Below are 22,217 nucleotides of genomic sequence, written 5' to 3'. Positions count from 1 at the left end.
GGTCCGCGTACAGGGGGGAAGACCAGATGAGACGTGTGGTGGTGGCGGCTGCCGTTGTGACGGTGGTCGTGGGTGGAGCTGGAGTGGCGGCGGCGCAGGATGTGCCGGCGGGGGTGGTGCCGGACAGCAACGGGTATACGGCGGTGGCGCCGACGCGGGTGTTGGACACCCGGGATGGCGGCGGGGCGGTCGGAGCGGACCAGTCGCGGGTGCTGGATCTTTCCGGTGCGGTGCCCGCGGACGCGACGGCCGTGGTGCTCAATCTGACGGGCACCGACGTGACCGCGTCGACCAACGTGACGGCGTGGCCGGATGGGGTGCCGAGGCCGATCAGCTCGAACCTGAACCTGGTGGCAGGACAGACCTCCGCAAATCTGGTGACGGTGCAGCTGGGGGCCGGGGCCAAGGTCGATCTGTACAACCACACGGGGTCGGTGGACCTGGTTGCCGATCTTGCTGGCTACTACTCGCCGAGCGCCGGGGTCGGGTACACCGCGCTGACTCCCGTGCGGGCGTTGGACACCCGCGACAGCGGTGGCGCGCTGGGGCCGAACTCCACCCGGGTGCTGGACCTGTCGGGCAAAGTACCGAGCACGGCGTCGGCTGTGGTGCTGAATCTGACCGGGACCGACACGACCACAGACACGTTCGTGTCGGTGTGGCCGGACGGTCAGCCCCAGCCGGCGTCGTCGGCGCTGAACCTGGCAGCCGGCGAGACGCGGCCGAACCTGGTGACCGTGCAGTTGGGGGCCGGGGCGAAGGTCGATCTGTACAACCACTCTGGGTCGGTGGACCTGATCGCCGACGTGGCGGGCTACTACTCCAGCGACTCGACGGCGACGTTCAGCCCGCTGAGCCCGGCCCGAGTGCTGGACACGCGGTACGGGATCAGCGCCGATCGAAGCGACATCGGCACGCTGGGATCGGACGTGACGGCGAAGCTCGATCTGTCGAGTCGGGTGCCGATGAGTGCGACGGCGATCGTCGCGAACCTGACCGGGACCAACCCGACCGCGAACACGTATGTGGCGGCGTATCCGGACGGGGCCGGACGGGACGCGAACGGTCCGTCGAACCTGAACCTGGTGGGCGGACAGACCTCGCCGAACCTGGCGGTGGTGGCGGTCAGCGCCGACCGGAAGCTGGATCTGTACAGCCACGGCGGATCGGTGGACCTGGTCCTGGACATCGCCGGCTACTTCGCGCCGCGCACCACGCACTGCACCGCCGGCTGCGTCTACACCTGGGGCAGCAACGAGTACGGCCAACTCGGCAACCGAACCTACGGCGCGAGGACGGATGTGCCCGCCGGGGTGTTCGGTCTGACCGACGTCACGTCTATCGCCAGCCTCGGTGACACCTCGCTCGCCTTGCGCGGCGACGGCACGCTTTGGGCTGCGGGCAGCAACTACGGCGACAAGTCGCGGGGCAACACGCCGCAGTGCTCCAACGCCGCGACGAGCAACACGAGCGTGTGCGCGCAGAACGTGCCGGTACGAGTGCCGGGGCTGACCGGTGTTCGGGCGGTGGCCAACAGCCCCACGAACTTCTCGAGGGCGATCGTGCTGATGACCGATGGCACGGTGCAGACGGTCTACCCCATCATCAACGCGTCGGATGGCCAGTTCGCCTTGACCGGCAACCACATCCAAGGCCTCTCCGACATCACCGCCATAGCCAGTGGAGCCGTTGACAGCTACGCGCTGAAGTCCGACGGCACCGTCTGGGCCTGGGGCGACGACCAGCATGGCGGGTTCGGTGACGGGCCGTGCACGAGTGGCTTTTGCGCCAACTTCCTGGCCGCGACGCAAGTTCCGGAGCTGACCGGCGTGACCGGGATCGCCGGCGGCGACGGGCAGGGATACGCGGTCAAGTCGGACGGCACGGTGTGGGTGTGGGGTAAGGGTGCGAACGGGTTGAATACCGGCAGTGCCAGCGGTGACGCAACGTCCCCGGTGCAGATCCCCGGTCTCACCAACATCGTTTCCGTTGCCGCGCAGCAGGACTTCGGCCTGGCCGTGAAATCGGACGGCACGGTCTGGGGCTGGGGCAACACCCGGTACGGGCGGCTGGACAACGGGAAGTTCGATGACAGCTGGCAGTACACGGTCACGCAGGCGCAGGACGTCTCGGGTATCACGTCCATCGCCATCGCCATCGCCATCGCCATCGCCATCGCCGTCGCTGTCGACGCCGGCTACGGCCTGAAGTCCGATGGAACCGTGTGGTTCTGGGGTGAGCGGGCGTCGTCCAACGGGCGGGCGCGTCAGATTCAAGGACTGACCGGAGTGTCCGCGATCACCAGCAGCATGGCCCTGGTGCCGCACCAGGGCTGAGGTGGGGAGCGGGACTCTGGTTGACTGTCGGCCCTATGAGGAACGCCGCGCTGTACACCGGAGTCCTGCTCGCCGCTGTTGCGCTCGCCGGCTGCTCGTCGCAGCCGCAGGCGGCGCCGACCACAACCACGCCGTCGCCGACGACGAGTAGTGCGCCGACGTCGACCAGCGCGGCGGCGCCGGGGGATCCGGTGGCGGCCACGACGGCGCAGTGCCCGTACCTGAGCTCGGACTTTGTGGCCGACGCCAACGGGGAGAAGGTCACCAAGGTGATGATCTCCGCGGACAAGCCGCATCCGGCGTGCTTCTTCTACAGCTTCGGCAACGACAAGCAGCTTGTGGTGCAGGTGTACGTGGGGGACGCGGGGGCGGCGACGGCGCTGGTGAACAAGGCGGCGCCGATCAGCAGCTCCGACAAGGCGGACCTGCCGGGAGGCTGGAGCGGCGGGTCGGAGGCGACGTCGACGGGCGCGGTGTACGCGGTGTCCAAGGCCGGCGCGGCGGTGGTGGCGTACACCGACCAGAAGCAGACGATCAAGGCCAAGCAGGTGGTGAAGCAGGCGATCGCCGCCCTCGGACTGTGAGGACGGCGATCGCCCGCGGTGGTTCAGTAACCGCCGAAACTCAGTGCTGCACGGCCTTTTCGGCGTGGGCGCCGGTGAGGGAGCGGACCTCCATCTCCGCGTACTTGGTCTCGTCGGCCTTGTCCTTGCCCAGCACGGTGCCGAGGTAGCCGAGCAGGAACGACAGCGGGATCGAGACCAGGCCCGGGTTGCTCAGCGGGAACCAGTCGAAGTGCGCGGCCGGGAAGATCGAGGTCTTCTCCCCGGACACCACCGGCGAGAAGATGATCAGGCCGATGGTGATCGCCAGGCCGCCGTAGATGCTCCACAGCGAGCCGGTGGTGGTGAACCGCTTCCAGAACAGCGAGTACAGGATCGTCGGCAGGTTGGCGGCGGCGGCGATGGCGAAGGCCAGCGCCACCAGGAAGGCCACGTTCTGGCCGTTGGTGGCGATGCCGCCGACGATGGCCAGCAGGCCGATCACCACGGCCGACCAGCGGGCCACCTTGACCTCGGCCTTGGCGCTCTCCCGGTCGCCCTTCTTGATCACGTTGACGTAGATGTCGTGCGCGAACGAGGCCGACGCGGTGATGGTGAGACCGGCGACGACGGCCAGGATGGTCGCGAACGCCACGGCGGCGATCAGGCCGAGCAGCACCGGCCCACCCAGCGCCAGAGCCAGCAGCGGGGCGGCCGAGTTGACCTTGCCGGGGGCGCTGTTGATCGTCTCCGGACCGACCAGCGCGCCGGCGCCGTAGCCCAGGACCAGGGTGAACAGGTAGAAGATGCCGATCAGCACGATCGCCCAGACCACCGATCGCCGAGCCTCCTTGGCGGTGGGCACGGTGTAGAAGCGCATCAGCACGTGCGGCAGGCCGGCGGTGCCCAGCACCAGGGCCAGACCCAGGGACAGGAAGTCCAGCCGGGAAGTGCCGGTGGCGCCGTACTGCTTGCCCGGACCGAGCAGTGCCTCACCGGTCTTGCCACCGTGCGCGACGGCGTCGCCGAGCAGGGCCGACAGGTTGAAGCCGTAGCGGCCGAGCACCCACACCGTCATCACGAACGCGCCGAGGATGAGCAGCACGGCCTTGATGATCTGCACCCAGGTGGTGCCCTTCATGCCGCCGACCAGCACGTAGATGAGCATGACCACACCGACCACGGCGACGACCACCGCCTGGCCGGCGGTGCTGGTCACGCCGAGCAGCAGGGCCACCAGGCCGCCGGCGCCGTTCATCTGGGCCAGCAGGTAGAACAGCGACACGGCCAGCGTGGAGATGGCGGCCGCGGTGCGGACCGGGCCCTGCTTCATCCGGAAGCTGAGCACGTCGGCCATGGTGAACCGGCCCGTGTTGCGCAGCAGCTCGGCGACCAGCAGCAGCGCCACCAGCCAGGCCACCAGGAAGCCGATCGAGTACAGGAAGCCGTCGTAGCCGTAGACCGCGATGGCGCCGGCGATGCCGAGGAACGAGGCGGCCGACAGGTAGTCGCCGGACAGGGCGATGCCGTTCTGCGGGCCGGTGAACGCACGGCCGGCCGCGTAGAAGTCGGTGGTGGTCTTGGTGCTCCGGCTGGCCCGGAACACGATCACCAGGGTGACCACCACGAAGACGGCGAAGATGGAGATGTTCAGCGTCGGGTTGCTGCCCTCGACGCCCGCGGCGAGCACGGAGTTGGTCACTGGCCGTCTCCCTCGATCTCGTGCCGGATCTTGTCCGCGGCCGGGTCGACCACGCGGTTGGCGAACCGGACGTACAGGCCGGTGATCACGAAGGTGGAGACGAACTGCAGCAGCCCGAACACCAGGCCGACGGTGATGTTGCCGAACAGCTTTGTCGACATGAAGCCATGGGCGTAGTCGGCGAGCAGGACGTACAGCAGGTACCAGGCCAGGAACAGGCCGGCCATCGGGAACACGAACCCGCGCAGCCGGCGGCGCAGATCCGCGAATTCGGGACTGGCCTGGACCTGGTTCCAGTCGGTTGTCGCCGGCGTCGGCGCGGCGGCGGAGTCTTCGGTGGTGCCCACGGCAACCTCCCGGACGGGGGACAGTTACCCGCCGTAACCTAGGAGATGCAGGTCACATCGACAGCACTCAATCGGGCATAAGCGACCAGCGGGACCCCTGCGCCGCAGGAACGGTGTGGTTTTCGCGACGAACGGTGCTCCGCCCAGCTCAGCGGGGGCGGAGCACCGTTCGACTCACTACTTGTCCGCGGTCCGCGGGGCGTCCCGGCCGTTGCGCGCCGGCTCGGGCACCGGCACCGCGCCCGGCGCGTCGTCGCGAACGTCCTGCAGACGCACCTCGCGCGGCCGCCGGGACAGCGCCACATACGCGGCCGCCGCGCCGCCGGCCAGCACCAGCCCGACCAGCCACGGCCATCGACGTCGCCGCTTGGGGCGCGGATCGATGCTGTCGGCCAGGTCCTCCGCGACCTTGCGGGCCTGCTTGCGGATCTGGTTGGCGTTGCGGGCGGCCTCGGTGCGGGCCTTGCCAGCGGTGCGCTTGAGATCCCGCCGCGCCTGCTTGGCCATCTTGCGGGCGGCCTTGCGGGTCGGCGCGAACTCCTCGCCGGCGAAATCCACCAGTTCGTGGGTGCGCTCGATGCCGGCCTGGCCCGCGCGGACGGCCCTGCGGCGAGCGGCGCGCACCGCCCTGCCGACCGCCTCGCCCGCCTTCGCGCCGGCCTCGGCCATGGTCTCGACCTCGTCCATCAGCTGTTCTCCAAGCCCGTCGATCGGTACCGATCTGACCGATCCAGTCTGCCCCTCCGGCCGCGATCCCGCCGTGGATGGCACGATGGCGTGGTGGCTGACAACGACATCGTCGGGGCGACCCTGCACACCACGCAGGGCGACATCCGCCTCTACCTCTTCCCGAACCACGCCCCGAAGACGGTCCGCAACTTCGCCGGGCTGGCCGAGGGCACGGCCGACTACACGACCGAGAACGCCCGCGGCGAGAAGTCGGGCCCGTTCTACGACGGCGCGGTCTTCCACCGCGTGATCAAGGGCTTCATGCTGCAGGGCGGCGACCCGACCGGGACCGGCCGCGGCGGCCCCGGCTACACCTTCGCCGACGAGTTCCACTCCGAGCTGGTGTTCAACAAGCCGTACCTGCTGGCCATGGCCAACGCCGGGCCCGCGACCAACGGCTCGCAGTTCTTCATCACGGTGGGCCCGACGCCGCACCTCAACCGCAAGCACACCATCTTCGGCGAGGTCCGCGACGAGGAGTCCCGCAAGGTGGTGGACGCGATCGCCAACACGCCCACCGACCGCAGCGACCGGCCGCTGACCGAGGTCGCCATCGAGAAGATCACGATCGAACGCGGCTGATCCATGACCGCGCCGTACGGGCCGCCGCCGACGGACGCGCTGCCCGCCTGTTACCGGCACCCCGGCCGGCACACCGGACTGCGCTGCACCCGGTGTGACCGGCCGACCTGCCCGGAATGCCTGCGGGACGCCGCCGTCGGCCAGCAGTGCGTGGAGTGCGTGAACGAGGGCCGGCGCAGCGTGCGCCAGCCGGTGAACGCGGTCGGCGGCCGCATGACCCAGCGGCCGGTGCTGGTCTACCTGCTGATCGCGGTCAACGTGGTGATCTTCGGCATCACCGTCGTGCAGGCCGGCAGCATCGCCGGCAACTCCAACTCGCCGCTGTTCGACGCGTGGGTGACGTGGCCGCGAGCGGCCGCGCTCAACGGTGAGTGGTGGCGGCTGGTCACCGGCGGCTTCCTGCACTACGGCTTCATCCACATCGCGGTCAACATGCTGTCGCTGTGGATGCTGGGCCGGGACCTGGAGCGCATCCTCGGCCGGGTCCGGTTCGCCGCCGTGTACTTCCTGTCGCTGATCGGCGGCTCGGTCGCGGTGATGCTGTTCTCCAGCCCGGACACCGGCGCGGCCGGCGCGTCCACCGCGCTCTACGGCCTGATGGGCTGCTACCTGGTCGCCATCCTGCGGCTCAAGCTGGACCCGCGGCCCATCCTGATCACTCTCGCGGTCAACGTGTTCATCACGTTCACCCTGCCCGGCATCTCCATCACCGGGCACTTCGGCGGCCTGGTCGTGGGCGCGATCGCGATGGCGGCCATCGTCTACGCGCCGGCCAAGAATCGGCAGTGGTGGCAGGGCGGGGCGATGGTGGCGCTGCTGCTGGTGCTCGTGCTGATGTACGTGACCAGGGCGGCGCAGCTGGTGTCAGCCCTGGGACCAGGGTCGTAGCGCCTGGAGCTGCTCGACGACGTCGGCCGGATCCTCACCGAGGTCCAGCTTGCCGAACACGATCAGGCCGTCGTCGTGCAGCACCGTCAGCTCGACGGTCGAGGTGACCCGACCCAGCCGCCGGCCGTGGGCCAGCCGGATCCGCACCTCCGGCCAGGTCCACGTGCGGCTGGAGAACAGGCCGCGCACCGTCACGCCCTGCTCGTCGGCCCGCAGCCGCGGCCGGGCCAGCGTGCCGAACAGGGAGATCGCGGCCAGCATCAGCGCCGCGATGCCCAGCATCACCCGGTCGCCCGGGTCGGTGCCGACCACCACCAGCAGGACGACGATCGCGGTCAGCACCCAGCCGATGCCGACCAGCGGCGCCTGCGGGGCCCAGCGGTGCTCCGTCGTGGAGGGCTCGGTCATGTGCACGCTCCGGCGCTTGTGCCTTTTTGCGCAAAGTTGTCCACAGGAGTTGTCCCCACTGGGGATGACTTACACCCGTGTCGTTCGATGACCGTGAGGTGAACTGGCTGAACGACGGTGTAACAGACAACGACCCGGACGTGTCACGCCCGGGCCGTCGTCACGAGTGGTGAGCGGTCAGCGCCACCGCATGGTCATCAGCAGCCCGACGATCATCAGCGCGAAGCCGATGAGGAAGTTCCACGAGCCCAGCGACTCCATGACCGGGATGCCGGTCGGCACCAGGTAATAGGCCACCAGCCACGCCAGGCCGAGCAGCATCATGCCGAGCATGACCGTCACGTACACCGGGTGGGACGGACCGACCGCCTTCACCTTGACCGGCGTGCGCCGATCCGTCGGCGGCGTGTAGACGGTCTTCTTGCGGACCTTCGACTTTGGCATCTTTCCTCGCCTGACCTCGCGCGCTGAGGCATCGGTGGCTGCGCGGGGCAACCACTGCCAGGGGTAACACGTTAACGTAATCGAGGATGCCAGCGAACCACTAGTTGAGGTCAGGGGCACAGGAGGCGTACACGTGAGCTACGACCCGCGGCCAGCGGCGGGACGTCCACCCGGCTGGCGCCCCCGCCCTGCGCCCGAACAGCCCACGGCGTTCCTCCCGAAGATCGATGTGATCGACCCTGAGCCGGGCACCCGCTTCCGCTACCAGGACGAAGAGGACGACACCGGACGCATCGACCGGGACGACACATACGGGGACGACTCGCTGGAGACGCCCCCGCCGCCCAAGGACACCGCGCGCAAAGTCGTCCGCACGTTCGGCGAGCTGTTCATCACCGCCGGCCTGGTGATCCTGCTGTTCGTCGGCTACGAGGTGTACTGGACCGACCTGATCTCCGCGGGCAAGCAGAACCAGGCCACGTCCTCGCTCAACGACAAGTGGAAGGACCAGGACACCGTGGGCGGCCCGCAGCGTGGCACCCACTACGACCTGGCCGACGGGCAGGGCTTCGCCAAGATCTATGTGCCGGCGCTCGGCGCCGACTACCACTTCACCATCGTCGAGGGCACCACCGATGCCGACCTGGACATCGGCCCCGGCCACTACGTCGGCAGCGCGCTGCCCGGCCAGCCCGGCGACTTCGCCGTGGCCGGCCACCGGGTCGGCAAGGGCGCGCCGTTCAACGACCTGGACCTGATCAGCTCGTGCGACGCCATCGTGGTGGAGACCGAGACCGACTGGTTCGTCTACCGGATGCTGCCCACCACCGACGAGGTCGCTGGCTGGGCCGCCGGCAAGGGCGCCCAGCCCCAGTGCAAGGGCGTCGCGCCGCTCGGCGGGGCCTACGCCGGCCTGGTCGGGCAGGAGACCGTGCTGCCGTCGCAGGGCGACGTCATCGCCCCCGTGCCGCACAAGGCCGACCTCACCCTGCCGGCCGGCCAGCAGGTCGCGCTGATGACGCTGACCACCTGCACGCCGAAGTTCTCGGCCTCGCACCGGCTGATCCTGCACACCGTGCTCACCAACCAGTACGCCAAGGACCCCAAGCAGCCGGACAAGGCTCCGCCGGAGCTGAAGGAGACCGACTGACGTGTACGGCTGGATCTGGCGGCACCTGCCGGGGCCGACCGCGGCCAAGGTCGCCGAGGCCGTGGTGCTCGTGCTCGGCGTCATCGCGCTGCTGATGCTGGTGGTGTTCCCGTGGGTAGAGCCGCTGCTTCCCTTCAACCAGGTGACAACGGGGTAGGTTCCTTCCATGCGCGTCCTGGTCGTCGACAACTACGACAGCTTCGTCTACAACCTGGTGCAGTACCTGGCCCAGCTGGGGGCCGACTGCGTCGTGCGGCGCAACGACGTCGTGCAGCTGTCCGACGTCGCGGCCGCCGACGGCGTGCTCATCAGCCCCGGCCCCAGCACACCCGAGCGGGCCGGCGCCAGCATGGACGTCATCCGCCACTGCGCCACCGAGCGCATCCCCGTGCTCGGCGTCTGCCTCGGCCACCAGGCCATCGGCGCCGTCTTCGGCGGCACCGTCGACCGGGCCCCCGAGCTCCTGCACGGCAAGACCAGCCTCGTCCACCACGCCGGCGTCGGCGTGCTGGCCGGCGTGCCCTCGCCGTTCGTCGCCACCCGATACCACTCGCTCACCGTGCTGCCCGAGACCGTGCCGGCCGAGTTGGAGATCACCGGCCGCACCGAGACCGGCATCGTCATGGCCATGCGGCACCGCGAGCTGCCCATCGAAGGCGTGCAGTTCCACCCCGAGTCCGTGCTCACCGACGGCGGCCACCGCATGCTGGCCAACTGGATGTCCGCCGCCGGCTTCCCCGTCGCCCCCGAGCGCGTCAACGAGCTCGAAGCCGGCATGCGCCGCCTGGCCGCCGCCGCTGCCGCCGTGTAACACTCCGCACAGACGAAGGGCCCGGCACCTCAGGTGCCGGGCCCTTCGTCTGTGCGGTCAGTTGTGAGGTGTCGTTGTGGTGGTCGAGCCACCAAGCGACGTGAAGACCTGGATCTGAATGGTCTGGCCCTTCTTGACCGTATTTCCGGTGTCCGGGCTGGACGACTCGATGGTGCCGATCTTGGTCGAATCGATGGTCGGATCCGGCTGCTGGCTGAAGGAGCCGGTCCAGCCGTACTGCGACTGAAGCAGGCTCTGCGCCGCGGACACGGTCATGCCGACCAGGTTGGGCAGAGTGAACTGGTCGCCGAGCGACGTGGTCAGCGTGATGGTGCTGCCTGGGGCGACCTTGGTGCCGCCCGTCGGGCTCTGGCTGAGCACCTGGTCCTTTGGCTTCGCGCTGGACTGGGTGACCTGCACGACCTTGAAGCCGGCGTTCTCGAGATTGGCCTTGGCGGCGTCGGAGGACTGACCGGTCTCATCCGGCACGGCTACCTGGTCCGGGCCCTTGCCGATGTTGAGCGTGACGGTGGTGCCCTGGGTGACCTGCGAGCTGACGGGCGGCGTGGTCGAGCTGACCTTGCCGATCAGCGCCGGGTTGTCCACTGTCTCCTGGGTCGTGGTCGGCGAGACCACCAGCTTGGCCGCCTTGAGGACGTCGGTGGCCTCCTGGACGGACTTGCCCGACACGTCCGGCATCGGGAACGCGTCCGGCGACTTGCCGACGGTCAGCTTGAGCACGGTGGTCTTGGGCAGGTTGCCCGACTGCGGGTCCTGGGTGAGGACGTTGCCGATCTGGTCCTTGGTGCACGGCTGCGGGCTGCCGTCGGTGCTCGGCGCGCAGGGGACGTACTGGACGTTCGGGGTGGCGAAGCCCTTGTCCCGAAGCTCCTGCTGGGCCGCCGGGAGCTGCATGCCGACGACCTTGGGCACGTCGGCGTTGTTGGTGTTGCCGGAGGTGTTGTTGCCGAGCAGCATCGTGGTCAGCCAGGCGGCCAGCGCCAGCACGGCGATGCAGATCAGCACCACACCGGCGATGGTGAGGGCGCGCTTGCGGCGGGCCTTGCGCTCGGCTTCCTCGTCGGCCTCGAAGTCGTAGGCGTCGTACTCGGGCTCCTCGGCGGCGGCGGCCGAGGGCCGGTGCCGGCCGGTGACGACCTGGGTGCGGGCGCCGGCGCCGTTGCCCATGTACGCGGTGCGGTCCTCGGCGGTCATCACGGCCGGGGCGGAGGGCCGCTGGCCGGAGAGCACGCGGACCAGGTCGGCGCGCATCTCGGCGGCGGACTGGTAGCGGTTGGCCGGGCCCTTGGCCATGGCCTTGAGCACGATCGAGTCCAGCGCCGGGGTCACCTGCGGGTTCACCGAGGACGGGGCCGGCGGCTCCTCCCGCACGTGCTGGTAGGCGACAGCCACCGGGGAGTCGCCGGTGAACGGCGGTTGCCCGGTCATCAGCTCGAACAGCACGCAGCCGGCGGCGTACACGTCGGACCGGGCGTCCACGGCCTCGCCGCGGGCCTGCTCGGGCGACAGGTACTGGGCGGTGCCGATGACGGCGGCGGTCTGGGTGACGGCGGCCTGCCCGTCGTGGATGGCGCGGGCGATGCCGAAGTCCATCACCTTGACCGCGCCGGTCTTGGTGATCATGACGTTGGCCGGCTTCACGTCCCGGTGGATGATGCCGTGCCGGTGGCTGAAGTCCAGCGCCGCGCAGACGTCGGCCATCACCTCCATGGCCCGCTTGCCGGACAGCGGACCCTGGGTCTTGATGATGTCCCGCAGCGTGCGCCCGTCCACGTACTCCATGACGATGTAGGGCAGCGGGCCGTACTCGGTCTTGGTCTCGCCGGTGTCGTACACGGCGACAATCGCGGGGTGGTTCAGCGCGGCGGCGTTCTGCGCCTCGCGCCGGAAGCGCTCCTGGAACTGCGGGTCCCGGGCGAGGTCGGCGCGCAGCACCTTGACGGCGACATCCCGGCCGAGACGGACGTCGCGGCCTTTGTGGACCTCCGACATCCCACCGTAGCCGAGGGTCTCGCCCAGTTCGTAACGGTTGGAGAGCAGTCGCGGAGTGCTCATCGGTGCGTCGTCTCGTTCCTCGTCAACAGTCGTCCCATCATGCTCCTGCCACCGACCTCAGCCACCTGGCCCCCGCCCCGCGCAGGGGACCGTCCCCAGACATCGGTCCTGCGCCGGGCGGTCGCCCGTGAAGGTGGCCGTCGTCGGCCGTCCGGTGCCCTCGGTCCCCGACGACCCCGAGCGCTGCCATTCGCGAATCCCCCAGACCGCGAGCAGACTCACCAGAATCACCACCAACAAAGCCAGCAGGACCCACAGCCCGGTCCGGTTCGGTCTGGGCTGCGGTGGCGGTCCCAGCAGAAAGGTACCGGTGCCCGGCCCCATCGGAGCACCCGATGGCGGCAGCTGGGCGGGAACCACCGGAATGGCCCCGGGCGGGTAGGTCGGCGGCCCACCATGCGGTAGCCGCTGCTGCTGCATCGGGATCGCCATGGCCAGCCCGGACGGCGCCGGCAGCGGCAACCCGGCCCGGACGGCGCCGACCGCGGCGGCGAACTCGCCGCCGCTGCGGTAGCGCTGCCGCGGGTCCTTCACCAACGTGGCCTCGATCAGCGCCCGCACACCCGGCGGCACGTCCGGCGGCAGCGGCGGCGGCAGCTCCCGGATGTGCATCATCGCCACCGTGACGGCGTTCTCCGACAGGAACGGCCGCCGGCCGGCCAGGCACTCGTAGCCGACCACGGCCAGCGAGTACACGTCGCTGGCCGGCTCGGCCTCCTGGCCGACGGCCTGCTCGGGGGCGATGTAGTGGGCGGTGCCCATCACCATGCCGGACCGGGTCACGGGCGCGGCGTCGGCCGCCTTGGCGATGCCGAAGTCGGTGAGCTTCACCTTGCCGTCGGGCCCGACCAGGATGTTGCCCGGCTTCACGTCCCGGTGCACGTAGCCCCGTTCGTGGGCGGCCTGCAGCGCGGCGCCGCACTGCTGGAGCAGGTCCAGCGTCCGGTCCGGGGCCAGCCGGCCCTGGCCGGCCAGGATCGCCGCCAGCGGCTCACCGGCCACCAGCTCCATCACCAGGTACGCGGTGTCCTCCGGGCCGTCCGGCAGGGAGGCCGTCTCGCCGTAGTCGTGCACCGCGGCGATGCCCGGGTGGTTGAGCGACGCGGTGGTGCGGGCCTCGGTCCTGAACCGGTGCAGGAACTCGGGGTCGCCGGACAACTCGGGCTTGAGCACCTTGACCGCCACCGCCCGGTCCAGCCGGGAGTCGGTCGCCTCCCACACCTCACCCATGCCGCCGACGGCGATACGCCGGGCAAGCCGGTACCGGTCGGCGAGCAACTGCCCGGTGGTGAGCATCCTCAGCCTCCCCCGGCAAGGTAGGCGTTGATGGTCGCACGGCCGACGCCCGCGGCCACGGAACTGCCGGTGGCGGCCAGGCCGCGGTCACCGCCGTTCTCCACAACAACGCACACCGCGATCTTCGGGTTGTCCGCCGGCGCGAACGCCACGTACCAGGCGTGCGGCGGAGTGTTCTTCGGGTCGGCGCCGTGCTCGGCGGTGCCGGTCTTGGAGGCGATGGTGACGTTGGCCTGCTTGCCGGTGCCGCCGGTGTGCTGCTCGGACAGCAGCATCATCTGCTTGAGCTGGTCGGCGACGTCCTTGCTGACCGCCGGGCCGCCTGGGGCCTCCTGCGGGGAGAAGCTGGAGAGCGACGACATGTCCGGGGCCAGGATGTTCTTCACCAGCTGCGGCTGCATGCGCACGCCGCCGTTGGCGATGGTGGCGGCGACCATGGCGTCCTGCAGCGGGGTCAGCTTCACGTCCCGCTGGCCGATGCCGCTCTGGTAGAGCGCGGCCTCGTCCGGCAGGGAGCCGACCGTCGAGGCCGCCACCGGGATCGGCACGGTCAGGTCGGTCTGGCCGATGCCGAACTTCGCCGCCTGCGCGGTCAGGTTGTCCTTGCCGACCTTGCCGGCCAGCGTGGAGAAGGCCGTGTTGCAGGAGTACTCGATGGCGATGGTCACCGAGACCTGCCCGTTGGTGCTCTCCGGGCACGGCTGGTTGGCGAAGTTGGACAGCGTGGTGCTGGTGCCCGGCAGGGTGATCGTCGCGTCGGCCGGCAGGTTCTTGGTGTTGGCGTCGGCGACGCCGTTGGACAGCGCCGCGGAGGCCACCACCAGCTTGAACGTGGACCCCGGCGGCAGCGTCTCCTGGGTGGCCCGGTTCAGGTCCGGCTGGCTGTCGTCGTTGTCCAGCTTGGTGATGGTGTCGCGCTGGGTGGTGCTGTCGTGCGAGGCCAGCGGGTTCGGGTCGAACGACGGCGTGCTCGCCATGGCCAGGATCTCGCCGGTCGACGGCTTGATCGCGACCACCGCGCCGCGGAAGTTCTTCGCGGTCATGCCCGAATAGGCGGCGTCCTGCGTCTTCGGGTCCACGGTCAGCTGCACGTTGCCGCCGCGCGGGTCCCGGCCCGTGATCAGGTCCGACAGCCGGCGCACGAACAGTTTCGACGAGGAGCCGTTGAGCACGTCGTCCTCGGCCCGCTCGATGCCGGTCGCGCCGAACACCGACGAGTAGTAGCCGGTGACCGGGGCGTACTCCGGGCCGTTGGCGTACACCCGCTGGTAGTGCTGGGCGTCCTTGCTCTCCACCGAGTTGGCCAGGATGGTGCCGGTGGCGCTGACGATCTGGCCGCGCTGCCGGCCGTACTCCTCCATCACGCTGCGCCGGTTGGCCGGGTTGTTGGCATAGGTGTCGGCGTTGATGACCTGCACATACGTCAGGTTGGCCAACAGCAGCAGGACCATCACCATCATGGCGAGGCCCACCCGGCGAAGTGGCTTGTTCACGTCGGTCGCTCCACGAGGACGGTGCTTGCCTCGGCGATCGGCGCCTGCGGCTTGGGACGGCTGGCCTGCGGGCGGCGCGCGGCGTCGGAGATCCGCAGCAGCAACCCGACCATGATGTAGCTGGCCAGCAGGGACGAGCCGCCCGCGGACAGGAACGGCGCGGTCAGACCCGTCTCCGGGATGAGTTTGCTGATGCCGCCGATGACCACGAACATCTGCCACATCAGCAGGAAGGACAGGCCGCCGGCGAGCAGCTTGCCGAAGGTGTCGCGCACGGCCAGGCCGCTGCGCAGCCCGCGCAGCGCCAGCAGCATGTAGACGATGATCATCGCGGCCAGGCCGATGAAGCCCAGCTCCTCGCCGAACGCGGACACGATGAAGTCGCTGCTGACCACCGGCACCAGCTCCGGGTGGCCGGCGCCGAACCCGGCCCCGGCGATGCCGCCGCTGCCCAGGCTGAACAGCGACTGCACCATCTGGTAGCCGTCGTTCTGCGCGTCGGCGAACGGGTCGATCCAGTTCGTCACGCGGGTCTGCACGTGCGTGAACATCTTGTAGGCCAGCGTCGCGCCACCCATGAACAGCACTACGCCGATCCACACCCAGGCGGATCGCTCGGTGGCCAGATAGACCATGGCCAGCACCGTGCCGAAGAACATCAGCGAGGCGCCCAGCTCGGTCTCGATCATCAGGACCACGATCGCGACGGCCCAGGCGATCAGCAGCGGACCGAGGTCGCGCGGCCGGGGCAGCTCCAGGCCGAACAGCTTGCGGCCGGCGATGGTGAACAGGTCCCGCTTGGCCACCAGGAAGGCGGCTACGAACAGGATGATCAGCACCTTGGCGAACTCGCCGGGCTGGATCGACACCGGGCCGATGATGATCCACAGCTTCGCGCCGCCGACACAGGAGATGCTGCACGGCAGCACACCCGGCAGCACCAGCAGCACCAGCCCGACCAGGCCGAACGTGTAGCCGTAGCGGGACAGCGTGCGGTGGTCCTTCACGCCCCACAGCACCGCGACCATCGCGGCCAGCGACAGCGCGGTCCAGATCAGCTGCTTCGGCGCGGCGTTGGAGTAGCCGTGACCGCCCTGGAAGGCGATCTCCGCCAGCGCCGGGTCCAGCCGGTACAGCATCGCGATGCTCAGGCCGTTGAGCAGCGACGCGCACGGCAGGATCAGCGGGTCCGCGTACGGCGCGAACTTGCGCACCGCCAGGTGCGCCACCCCGAACAACACCGCGTAGCCGGCCACGTAGAGCAAGATGTCCGGCTTCAGGGTCTGGAACTGGTTCTCCGAGATCAACACGAAGGCCAGCACGACCAGGCCCAGCACAAAACCGAGCAGCGCGAGCTCGGTGCCGCGGCGGGTCGGTGTGGCGGACGTCGGCTCCGGCGCGTTCATGTGCGTCGTCGCCGCGCCCAGTACACCGGGCGGCAGGGCCATCAGCCCACCTTCCTACAGTTCTTGCCCGGCTGCTGGGGTGCGCTGGTCAGCGTGGGCGTGGAGCTGGTCGTCGAGGCGGGCGCGCCCGAGGTGCTGGTACCCGTGGCCGAGGTGCCGGTCGTGGTCGTGGTGGTAGTCGTCGTGGACGCGCCGGGGGTTGCCGAGTCCGTCGTGCACACCGGCAGCAGCGCGCCCAGCCACAGCCGCCGCACCGCCTCCCGCGCCCCGTCCACACCCGGCTTCTCCGGGATCACGCCCTTGCGCACGTCCTCCCGCGCCGACTCCTGCAGCTCGTCCAGGGTCAGCGAATCGCAGTTCGGCGCCTGCTTCGGGTCCAGGCACGAGCTCTCGGCCACCCGGTGCAGCGGAATGCCGAGCACCGGGCCGCCGCGCACGCCCTCGAAGATGGCGACATGGTTGTCGTCGGTGGCGCCCACGTAGTACTGGCCGAGCACCCACCACACGGTGCCGCCCGCGCCCAGCCCCAGCACGATCAGGATCGCCACGATCCAGACGAGTAACCGGACCCGCTTGCGATTCCTCGCCTTGGGGTCCGGTGTCGGTGCTACCTGCGCCATCGGCTGTGGTGGAGGCGTGCGGGGCGCGGTTATCGCGCCGGCCCGCGACGCCGGCGAGTCCGGTGGCGGCTGGTCGTTGGTGCCGTCCCCGGCGGCCCCGCCGACGATGGCCACGTCGTCGCCGTAGTCCACGTCGACCACGTCGGCGATGATCACCGTCACGTTGTCCGGGCCGCCGGCCTTGAGCGCGAGCTCGATCATCCGGTCGGCGCAGGCCTGCGGGTCCGGGATCAGGATCGCCTCGGCCAGCGTCTCGTGGCTGACGTAGGAGCACAGGCCGTCCGAGCACAGCAGGTAGCGGTCGCCGGCGCGGGCCTCGCGCACCGCGAGACTCGGCTCCACCTCGTGGCCGGTCAACGCGCGCAGCAGCAGCGAGCGCTGCGGGTGCACGTTGGCCTCCTCCTCGGTGATCCGGCCCTCGTCGATCAGCGACTGCACGAACGTGTCGTCGTGGGTGATCTGGGTGAACTGGCCGCCGCGCAGCAGATAGGCCCGCGAGTCGCCGACGTGCACCAGGCCGAGCCGGTTGCCGGAGAACAGCACCGCGGTCAGCGTGGTGCCCATGCCATCCAGATCGGGGTCGTGCGACACCAGCTCGGCGATGGCGCCATTGCCCTCCAGCACCGCGCCGCGGAGCTGGTCGAGCAGGTCGTCGCCGGGCTCGTCGTCGTCGAGCGGGGCCATGGCGGCGACAACCACCTTGCTGGCCACCTCCCCGGCGGCGTGGCCACCCATGCCGTCGGCAAGGGCGAGGAGGCGGGGGCCGGCGTAGACGGAGTCCTGGTTGTTGGCTCGAACCAGGCCCCGGTCACTGCGGGCGGCGTAGCGGAGGACGAGGGTCATGTGCGCAGCTCGATCACTGTCTTGCCGATGCGGATCGGGGCACCGAGCGGGACCCGGAGGGGTGCCGTGACCTTCGCCCGGTCTAGGTATGTTCCGTTCGTGGAGCCGAGATCCTCCACGTACCAGTCGCTGCCACGCAGCGACAGCCTCGCGTGTCGGGTCGAGGCGAAGTCGTCGTCGAGCACCAGGGTCGAGTCGTCGGCCCTACCGATCAGGATCGGTCTGCCGTCGAGCGAGATGCGGGTGCCCGTGAGCGCCCCATGGGTGACCACAAGCTGCCTGGCCGTCTTCCCCTTGGCCGGTTGCTTGCCACCCTTGCGGAACCCGCCGGGCACCGCGACTCTCAACCCCGACGCGGCATAGATGTCTGACCGGACCACGCGCAGCGCGGCCAGCACGAACAACCAGAGCAGGGCGAGAAACCCTGCTCTGGTCAGCTGCAACACCAGCTCTGGCACCTGTAGTGACCGCTCCCGCTTGACCTCGTACCCGCCCGCGACCGCCTCAGCCCTGCATGCGGAACACGAGTGACGAGTGGCCGACCCGGACGACGTCGCCGTCCGCGAGCTGCCAGGTCTGCACCGGAGTGCCGTTCACCGTGCTGCCGTTCGTGGAGCCGAGGTCCGCGAGCATCGCACTCTGACCATCCCAGGTGATCTCCAGGTGCCTCCTGGAGACCCCCGTGTCGGGCAGTCGGAAGTCCGCGTCCTGGCCGCGGCCGACCACGTTGCCGCCCTGCTTCAGGTTGTACGTGCGGTTGGAGCCGTCGTCCAGCTGCAGGATCGCGGTGATCTGGCGCGGGCCCGGCGGCGGGCCGGGAGGGGCGCCGTAGGGGTCCTGCTGGCCGTAGCCGCCGCCCTGCTGCTGCCCGTACGGGTCGTAGCCGCCCTGCTGCTGCCCGTAACCGCCCTGCTGGCCGTACGGGTCGTAGCCGCCCTGTTGCTGCTGCTGCTGCGGGTAGCCCTGGTCGTAGCCGCCCTGTTGCTGCTGCGGGTAACCGCCGCCCTGCTGGGGGTAGCCCTGGTCATAGCCGCCGCCCTGCTGCGGGTAGCCCTGCTCGTAACCACCACCACCGCCACCCTGCTGCGGGTAGCCGTGCTGGTCGTAACCGCCACCCTGCTGCTGGCCGTACTGGTCGTACCCGCCGCCCTGTTGCTGCTGCTGCGGATAGCCGCCCTGCTGCGGGTAGCCCTGGTCATAGCCGTAACCCTGCTGCTGACCCTGGTGCTGACCGTAGGGGTCCTGCGGGGGGTACTGGCCTGGTGGCTGGCTCATGGATCGGTCTCCTGCGGTGCGAGGTGGTGCTGGCCGTCGTACGTCAGGGTCGACGGACGAGTTGGTTCGGAACTGTCCAGTGTGCAGCGCGTCGGAGCGCTCCAGGGAGACTACGACGTCACCATAGGTATCCCATCCGTGCTCTGCGAGGTGCTCGCGGACGCAGTCCTCGAGCAGCTCCGTTATGCGCTGTTCGTCCTGCCCCGCACCCGCCAAACGGTCGTGGTCCGCTGCGCCGAGCAGCACCCGGTAGCTGTTGGGCGCCAGCAGCCTCTCACCCGCCAGCTCCCTGACGTTCAGCTCAGCTTCGCGTTGGAGCGCCTGGGCCACCTCCTGTGGCACGACGCTGCCGCCGAACACGCGTGCGAAGGCGTTGCCCACAGCGCCCTCAAGGCGGCGCTCGAAGCGCTGCACGCGTCCCACGGCTCTTCCTCTCGCTACGGACTTCCTGACTCGATCGTATCCGGGCCCGCGAGGGGCGACACGGCCCAATTAGGAGACCGAGCCACACCCGTGCTAGTGTTTCTCCTGTCACCGAGGGCGAGTGGCGGAATGGCAGACGCGCACGGTTCAGGTCCGTGTGTCCGAAAGGACGTGGGGGTTCAACTCCCCCCTCGCCCACTCGAAAGTGGGGAAGCCCCGTTTCGCGAAGAACGCGAAACGGGGCTTTCTCGTTTTTCACTGGGGCTCTCGCCCCAGACCCCAGGGCAGGGCGGGCTTCGCCCCCCTGCACCCCCGATCCGGGTCTGAAACAGTCGAAGTCGCAGGTCGTGGTGTGGCCGTGTCCCTGGTTGGAACGCCGGCCAGCACCGGACCGCACTCCCGCTGTCGCATTCTTCAGAGCGCTGACCTGCTTCTTTCTGGGTAGTTGTTGCCGCATGGCTAAAAATCGCTGTTCGCGTCCCGCTAATGGGTGATGTCGGTCACTTATTGAGGGGGGATGGGGTCTGGGTGGCTTGACGGGGGAAGGTGGGATTGGCGACGGACAGGGCGCGTTGCCAGGCTGACCAGGGGCTGGCGGCGGCGCGCCAGCCGGGGCTAGACAACTCGAGTGGCCCATCAGGGCCGGGGACGGGACGCAGCACCAGCACCGGGGCGCTGGACGCGGGGTGCATGGCGCAGCGCGGGGCGTAGAGATCGGTGAGAGTGAGACCACTCTCGTCGAAATAGCGAACGTGATGTCCGTCGCCGGGCAGGCCGAACAGCGGATGCATCAGCAGCCGAGCCACCCGGCCGAGTGACGGCTGCGGGGTCCACTCCACCTTGGTCGTCTCGCAGCCCCTGGACCAGGCGACCGACCAGAGGGCGTCGCCGAAGATCCGGAAGCGGCGCAGCAGCGAGCTGTTCAGGCCGGCGGGGCCGGGCGAGCGGTGCCGAGTGTCCAGGGCCGCCCGCTCGGCGTCGGTGAGCGGCGTCGGATCGTTGCCGAGCCAGCGCAACTCGCCCATGTCGACCAGTGACTCGGCGAAAGCCAGGCCGGCGGTCCACTGGCGGTAGGAGACGTTCGACAGGTGCACCGCCGCCGAGATGTCGTCGACCAGGTACAGCTCGACGTGCCGGCGGTGCAGGCGGGCACGCAGGCCGGGGACGCCGACCAGCTCGTCCTGAGCGACGTGCGGCATCAGCTCCGCCAGCAGCGGGCCGAGCGCCCCGCCCTCCAGGTGCAGGACCAGCTCGTGGGCGTGCGGTCGGATCATGCGGAAGACCCGGGCCGGGCGCAGCAGGTCGGCCGGCATCCGCAGGTGCAGATAGTTCACGGCGCGGCCGGCGGCGGTGAGGATGCCGGACTCCAACTCGCGCTGGCCCTCTGTCGGGGCGTCAGCCAGCATCGCCTGGCGCACCCGGTTCGGCGGCGGGGGCAGCTCGTCGTCGCCGAACAGGCGGCCCACGTTGTCGTTGTCCAGGATCTCGTGCAGCTGGGCCCGGTCGTCGGCGACGAGCTGATGCACGCCCGCGGTGATCGCGGGCAGCAGCGACGAATCGGTCTCGCCCGTGTACATGCGACGCAACATCGCCAGGCGGCGGACCAAAGACAGTTTGTGTGGCACGGGGAACCTCGCTCCCTCACCGCCCGGCTCGGCGAAGGCGCGTGGCAGCTTTCGACGAGAGCGCAAGAAGAAGTGGGCCTGGTGACCCTTTGGCGATCGCCTCCACCCGCAGCCGGGCGCGGGTACGGCAGGAAGACCGGCCTGGCATCCGTGAATGCCGGTCACGGACTGTACCGGTTATGTCGTCTCGATTGTCCATGCCCATGCCGACCGTTCGTCGCAGCGTGGGCTGGTCACCGTGCGACGAGCGGTCGACATTCACCCATCCGGCGGTCTGCGCGGCTGGTCAGCGGCCTGTGTTCCACCACTCGCGTGAACGCTAACGGAGCCGATTCCTGGGCAGATGCACGTGCATCAGTCTGGGCGCGACCACTGACCGACCGCCGACCGTCCGCCGGAGCCGTTCACACGAACGGCAGCACCGCCGGGCCGAAGTCCGATTCCGGGCTGTCGACCGGTCACCGACCGCATGTTGCCGCCAGCCGCACACCCCCATGTAGCGCGGAATCCGGGCCGGTCAGACCTGGTACTCCAGTAACCGGAAGAAATCGCGACGGCGCAGTCGTCGAGGCTGATGAGGAGGCGAAGTTCGTGAGCCGCTCCGCAGGCAACACGGCAGCAGTCCACAAGAACGCCAAGACCCTGCCGTCCCGCGCGGTGCCCGCGGTCGAACTTCCGGCGCCGTCCGAGGAGCTTGCCGCCAAGGCGGTCGAACGACTGGGGTGGAATGGCGTGCTGCTGCCGCAGCTCACCCTGCTCGGCCGGAAGGTCTTCGTGGTCGCCGAGCTGCTGCCCGACGCGCACGCCGAACGGCTGTGCTTTGGCGTCGGGCCGGTCGTCGACCGCACCACCGTCGCCACCTGGGTGTGGCCCGAGCTGGCCGGCAAGGTGCCGCCGGCCGCCGTGCGCATCGTCGGCGTGCTCGCCGTCGCCAAGCACTGGCGCACCGGTCTCGCCTCCGCCGTCCCGTTCGCGCTGCACGGTGACGCCGCCGTGGTCCTGCCCTCCTCCGTCGCGCTGACCGACGACTACCTGAGCAACTGCCTGCCGCGGGCCCGCCGCTACGGCCTGTCCATCGTCAGCGCCGACCCCGACGGCACCGTCTCCATGGACCTCGCCGGCACCCCGGAGCACGCCAGCCTCGACCAGACCGCCGTCACCCGCTGGGTCAACGAGGTCGTGTACGAGCAGGTGCTGGCCACCGCCAGCTGAACTAGTGTC

The 22,217-nt window shown here is 69.7% G+C and carries 21 protein-coding genes and 1 tRNA gene; 9 read left to right on the top strand and 13 right to left on the bottom strand.

Features of this window, described 5'->3' with window-relative positions:
• Positions 1-26 precede the first annotated feature (26 nt).
• Entirely contained in the window at positions 27-2,336 is a 2,310-nt protein-coding gene (locus JJ691_RS38780) for an RCC1 domain-containing protein (RefSeq protein WP_211764473.1), read from the top strand.
• 35 nt (positions 2,337-2,371) lie between these two features.
• Positions 2,372-2,920 (top strand): DUF2020 domain-containing protein, encoded by a 549-nt coding sequence (locus JJ691_RS38775; RefSeq protein ID WP_211764472.1) that lies wholly within the window; start codon positions 2,372-2,374, stop codon positions 2,918-2,920.
• Between the two features lie 40 nt (positions 2,921-2,960).
• Here the strand turns inward: JJ691_RS38775 and JJ691_RS38770 are convergent, their stop codons facing one another.
• The 3 genes from JJ691_RS38770 to JJ691_RS38760 all read right to left on the bottom strand — a co-directional run bounded on the left by JJ691_RS38770 (position 2,961) and on the right by JJ691_RS38760 (position 5,614).
• Positions 2,961-4,580, bottom strand: a complete 1,620-nt coding sequence (locus JJ691_RS38770; protein WP_211764471.1) for a solute symporter family protein — start codon at positions 4,578-4,580, stop codon at positions 2,961-2,963.
• On the bottom strand, positions 4,577-4,927 hold the full coding sequence (locus JJ691_RS38765; protein ID WP_211764470.1) for a DUF485 domain-containing protein: 351 nt from the start codon (positions 4,925-4,927) through the stop codon (positions 4,577-4,579). Before JJ691_RS38765 ends, JJ691_RS38770 begins: the two co-directional genes overlap by 4 nt.
• A gap of 177 nt (positions 4,928-5,104) precedes the next feature.
• On the bottom strand, positions 5,105-5,614 hold the full coding sequence (locus JJ691_RS38760; protein WP_211764469.1) for a hypothetical protein: 510 nt from the start codon (positions 5,612-5,614) through the stop codon (positions 5,105-5,107).
• Between the two features lie 93 nt (positions 5,615-5,707).
• On the opposite strand from JJ691_RS38760, the gene JJ691_RS38755 reads away from it, so the two are divergent.
• Positions 5,708-6,238: a peptidylprolyl isomerase gene (locus JJ691_RS38755; RefSeq protein WP_305874183.1), complete on the top strand. Its 531-nt coding sequence runs from the start codon at positions 5,708-5,710 to the stop codon at positions 6,236-6,238.
• Positions 6,239-6,241: 3 nt separating this feature from the next.
• A complete protein-coding gene (locus JJ691_RS38750) occupies positions 6,242-7,126 on the top strand; it encodes a rhomboid family intramembrane serine protease (RefSeq protein ID WP_211764467.1) in 885 nt (294 codons plus the stop codon).
• Here the strand turns inward: JJ691_RS38750 and JJ691_RS38745 are convergent.
• Positions 7,103-7,534, bottom strand: coding sequence for a PH domain-containing protein (locus tag JJ691_RS38745; protein ID WP_211764466.1), 432 nt, complete (start codon positions 7,532-7,534; stop codon positions 7,103-7,105). The two genes, JJ691_RS38750 and JJ691_RS38745, sit on opposite strands and share 24 nt — an antisense overlap.
• Positions 7,535-7,711: 177 nt before the next feature.
• A complete protein-coding gene (gene crgA, locus JJ691_RS38740; RefSeq protein ID WP_211764465.1) occupies positions 7,712-7,978 on the bottom strand; it encodes a cell division protein CrgA in 267 nt (88 codons plus the stop codon).
• 229 nt (positions 7,979-8,207) lie between these two features.
• Here crgA and JJ691_RS38735 point away from each other — a divergent pair, with 229 nt between their 5' ends.
• The 3 genes from JJ691_RS38735 to JJ691_RS38725 are packed head-to-tail and all read left to right on the top strand — an operon-like array spanning position 8,208 to position 9,939.
• Positions 8,208-9,128 carry a class E sortase gene (locus JJ691_RS38735; protein WP_442912507.1) on the top strand — a complete coding sequence of 307 codons (921 nt, stop codon included), beginning with the start codon at positions 8,208-8,210 and terminating at the stop codon, positions 9,126-9,128.
• 1 nt (position 9,129) lies between these two features.
• A complete protein-coding gene (locus JJ691_RS38730; RefSeq protein WP_211764464.1) occupies positions 9,130-9,285 on the top strand; it encodes a hypothetical protein in 156 nt (51 codons plus the stop codon).
• A 9-nt stretch (positions 9,286-9,294) separates the two neighbouring features.
• Complete coding sequence (locus JJ691_RS38725; protein WP_211764463.1) at positions 9,295-9,939, top strand: aminodeoxychorismate/anthranilate synthase component II; 645 nt, start codon at positions 9,295-9,297, stop codon at positions 9,937-9,939.
• Between the two features lie 57 nt (positions 9,940-9,996).
• Here the strand turns inward: JJ691_RS38725 and pknB are convergent, their stop codons facing one another.
• The 7 genes from pknB to JJ691_RS38690 are packed head-to-tail and all read right to left on the bottom strand — an operon-like array spanning position 9,997 to position 19,371.
• Positions 9,997-12,015: a Stk1 family PASTA domain-containing Ser/Thr kinase gene (gene pknB / locus JJ691_RS38720; RefSeq protein WP_211764462.1), complete on the bottom strand. Its 2,019-nt coding sequence runs from the start codon at positions 12,013-12,015 to the stop codon at positions 9,997-9,999.
• A 57-nt stretch (positions 12,016-12,072) separates the two neighbouring features.
• Positions 12,073-13,311 (bottom strand): serine/threonine-protein kinase, encoded by a 1,239-nt coding sequence (locus JJ691_RS38715; RefSeq protein WP_211764461.1) that lies wholly within the window; start codon positions 13,309-13,311, stop codon positions 12,073-12,075.
• Between the two features lie 2 nt (positions 13,312-13,313).
• Entirely contained in the window at positions 13,314-14,804 is a 1,491-nt protein-coding gene (locus JJ691_RS38710; protein WP_211764460.1) for a peptidoglycan D,D-transpeptidase FtsI family protein, read from the bottom strand.
• The gene (locus tag JJ691_RS38705; protein WP_211764459.1) at positions 14,801-16,252 is read right to left on the bottom strand and encodes an FtsW/RodA/SpoVE family cell cycle protein; all 1,452 of its coding nucleotides are present in this window, start codon (positions 16,250-16,252) and stop codon (positions 14,801-14,803) included. Before JJ691_RS38705 ends, JJ691_RS38710 begins: the two co-directional genes overlap by 4 nt.
• Positions 16,252-17,673 carry a PP2C family protein-serine/threonine phosphatase gene (locus JJ691_RS38700; protein WP_211764458.1) on the bottom strand — a complete coding sequence of 474 codons (1,422 nt, stop codon included), beginning with the start codon at positions 17,671-17,673 and terminating at the stop codon, positions 16,252-16,254. The genes JJ691_RS38705 and JJ691_RS38700 overlap by 1 nt, the downstream gene beginning before the upstream one ends.
• Positions 17,670-18,131: an FHA domain-containing protein FhaB/FipA gene (locus JJ691_RS38695; RefSeq protein ID WP_184863441.1), complete on the bottom strand. Its 462-nt coding sequence runs from the start codon at positions 18,129-18,131 to the stop codon at positions 17,670-17,672. The genes JJ691_RS38700 and JJ691_RS38695 overlap by 4 nt, the downstream gene beginning before the upstream one ends.
• Positions 18,132-18,177: 46 nt before the next feature.
• A complete protein-coding gene (locus tag JJ691_RS38690; RefSeq protein ID WP_211764457.1) occupies positions 18,178-19,371 on the bottom strand; it encodes a DUF3662 and FHA domain-containing protein in 1,194 nt (397 codons plus the stop codon).
• Positions 19,372-19,486: 115 nt separating this feature from the next.
• On the opposite strand from JJ691_RS38690, the gene JJ691_RS38685 reads away from it, so the two are divergent.
• A tRNA-Leu gene (locus JJ691_RS38685) sits at positions 19,487-19,569 on the top strand.
• Positions 19,570-19,871: 302 nt separating this feature from the next.
• On the opposite strand, the gene JJ691_RS38680 is transcribed toward JJ691_RS38685, so the two are convergent.
• Complete coding sequence (locus JJ691_RS38680) at positions 19,872-20,948, bottom strand: hypothetical protein (protein WP_211764455.1); 1,077 nt, start codon at positions 20,946-20,948, stop codon at positions 19,872-19,874.
• 639 nt (positions 20,949-21,587) lie between these two features.
• Here JJ691_RS38680 and JJ691_RS38675 point away from each other — a divergent pair.
• On the top strand, positions 21,588-22,208 hold the full coding sequence (locus tag JJ691_RS38675) for a hypothetical protein (protein ID WP_211764454.1): 621 nt from the start codon (positions 21,588-21,590) through the stop codon (positions 22,206-22,208).
• Positions 22,209-22,217: the final 9 nt, after the last annotated feature.

The sequence above is a fragment of the Kutzneria sp. CA-103260 genome, from assembly GCF_018263855.1.
Taxonomy (GTDB): domain Bacteria; phylum Actinomycetota; class Actinomycetes; order Mycobacteriales; family Pseudonocardiaceae; genus Kutzneria.
Note: the sequence above shows the minus strand (reverse complement) of the source record. Positions and strands in the feature narration are given on the sequence as shown.

What these genes read in the sequence shown, in the direction of transcription:
- JJ691_RS38780 (WP_211764473.1), top strand. Translation starts at nt 27, where the DNA reads ATGAGACGTGTGGTGGTGGCGGCTGCCGTTGTGACGGTGGTCGTGGGT.
- JJ691_RS38775 (WP_211764472.1), top strand. Translation starts at nt 2,372, where the DNA reads ATGAGGAACGCCGCGCTGTACACCGGAGTCCTGCTCGCCGCTGTTGCG.
- JJ691_RS38760 (WP_211764469.1), bottom strand. Translation starts at nt 5,614, where the DNA reads ATGGACGAGGTCGAGACCATGGCCGAGGCCGGCGCGAAGGCGGGCGAG.
- JJ691_RS38750 (WP_211764467.1), top strand. Translation starts at nt 6,242, where the DNA reads ATGACCGCGCCGTACGGGCCGCCGCCGACGGACGCGCTGCCCGCCTGT.
- JJ691_RS38745 (WP_211764466.1), bottom strand. Translation starts at nt 7,534, where the DNA reads ATGACCGAGCCCTCCACGACGGAGCACCGCTGGGCCCCGCAGGCGCCG.
- crgA (WP_211764465.1), bottom strand. Translation starts at nt 7,978, where the DNA reads ATGCCAAAGTCGAAGGTCCGCAAGAAGACCGTCTACACGCCGCCGACG.
- JJ691_RS38725 (WP_211764463.1), top strand. Translation starts at nt 9,295, where the DNA reads ATGCGCGTCCTGGTCGTCGACAACTACGACAGCTTCGTCTACAACCTG.
- pknB (WP_211764462.1), bottom strand. Translation starts at nt 12,015, where the DNA reads ATGAGCACTCCGCGACTGCTCTCCAACCGTTACGAACTGGGCGAGACC.
- JJ691_RS38715 (WP_211764461.1), bottom strand. Translation starts at nt 13,311, where the DNA reads ATGCTCACCACCGGGCAGTTGCTCGCCGACCGGTACCGGCTTGCCCGG.
- JJ691_RS38705 (WP_211764459.1), bottom strand. Translation starts at nt 16,252, where the DNA reads ATGGCCCTGCCGCCCGGTGTACTGGGCGCGGCGACGACGCACATGAAC.
- JJ691_RS38700 (WP_211764458.1), bottom strand. Translation starts at nt 17,673, where the DNA reads ATGACCCTCGTCCTCCGCTACGCCGCCCGCAGTGACCGGGGCCTGGTT.
- JJ691_RS38680 (WP_211764455.1), bottom strand. Translation starts at nt 20,948, where the DNA reads ATGTACACGGGCGAGACCGATTCGTCGCTGCTGCCCGCGATCACCGCG.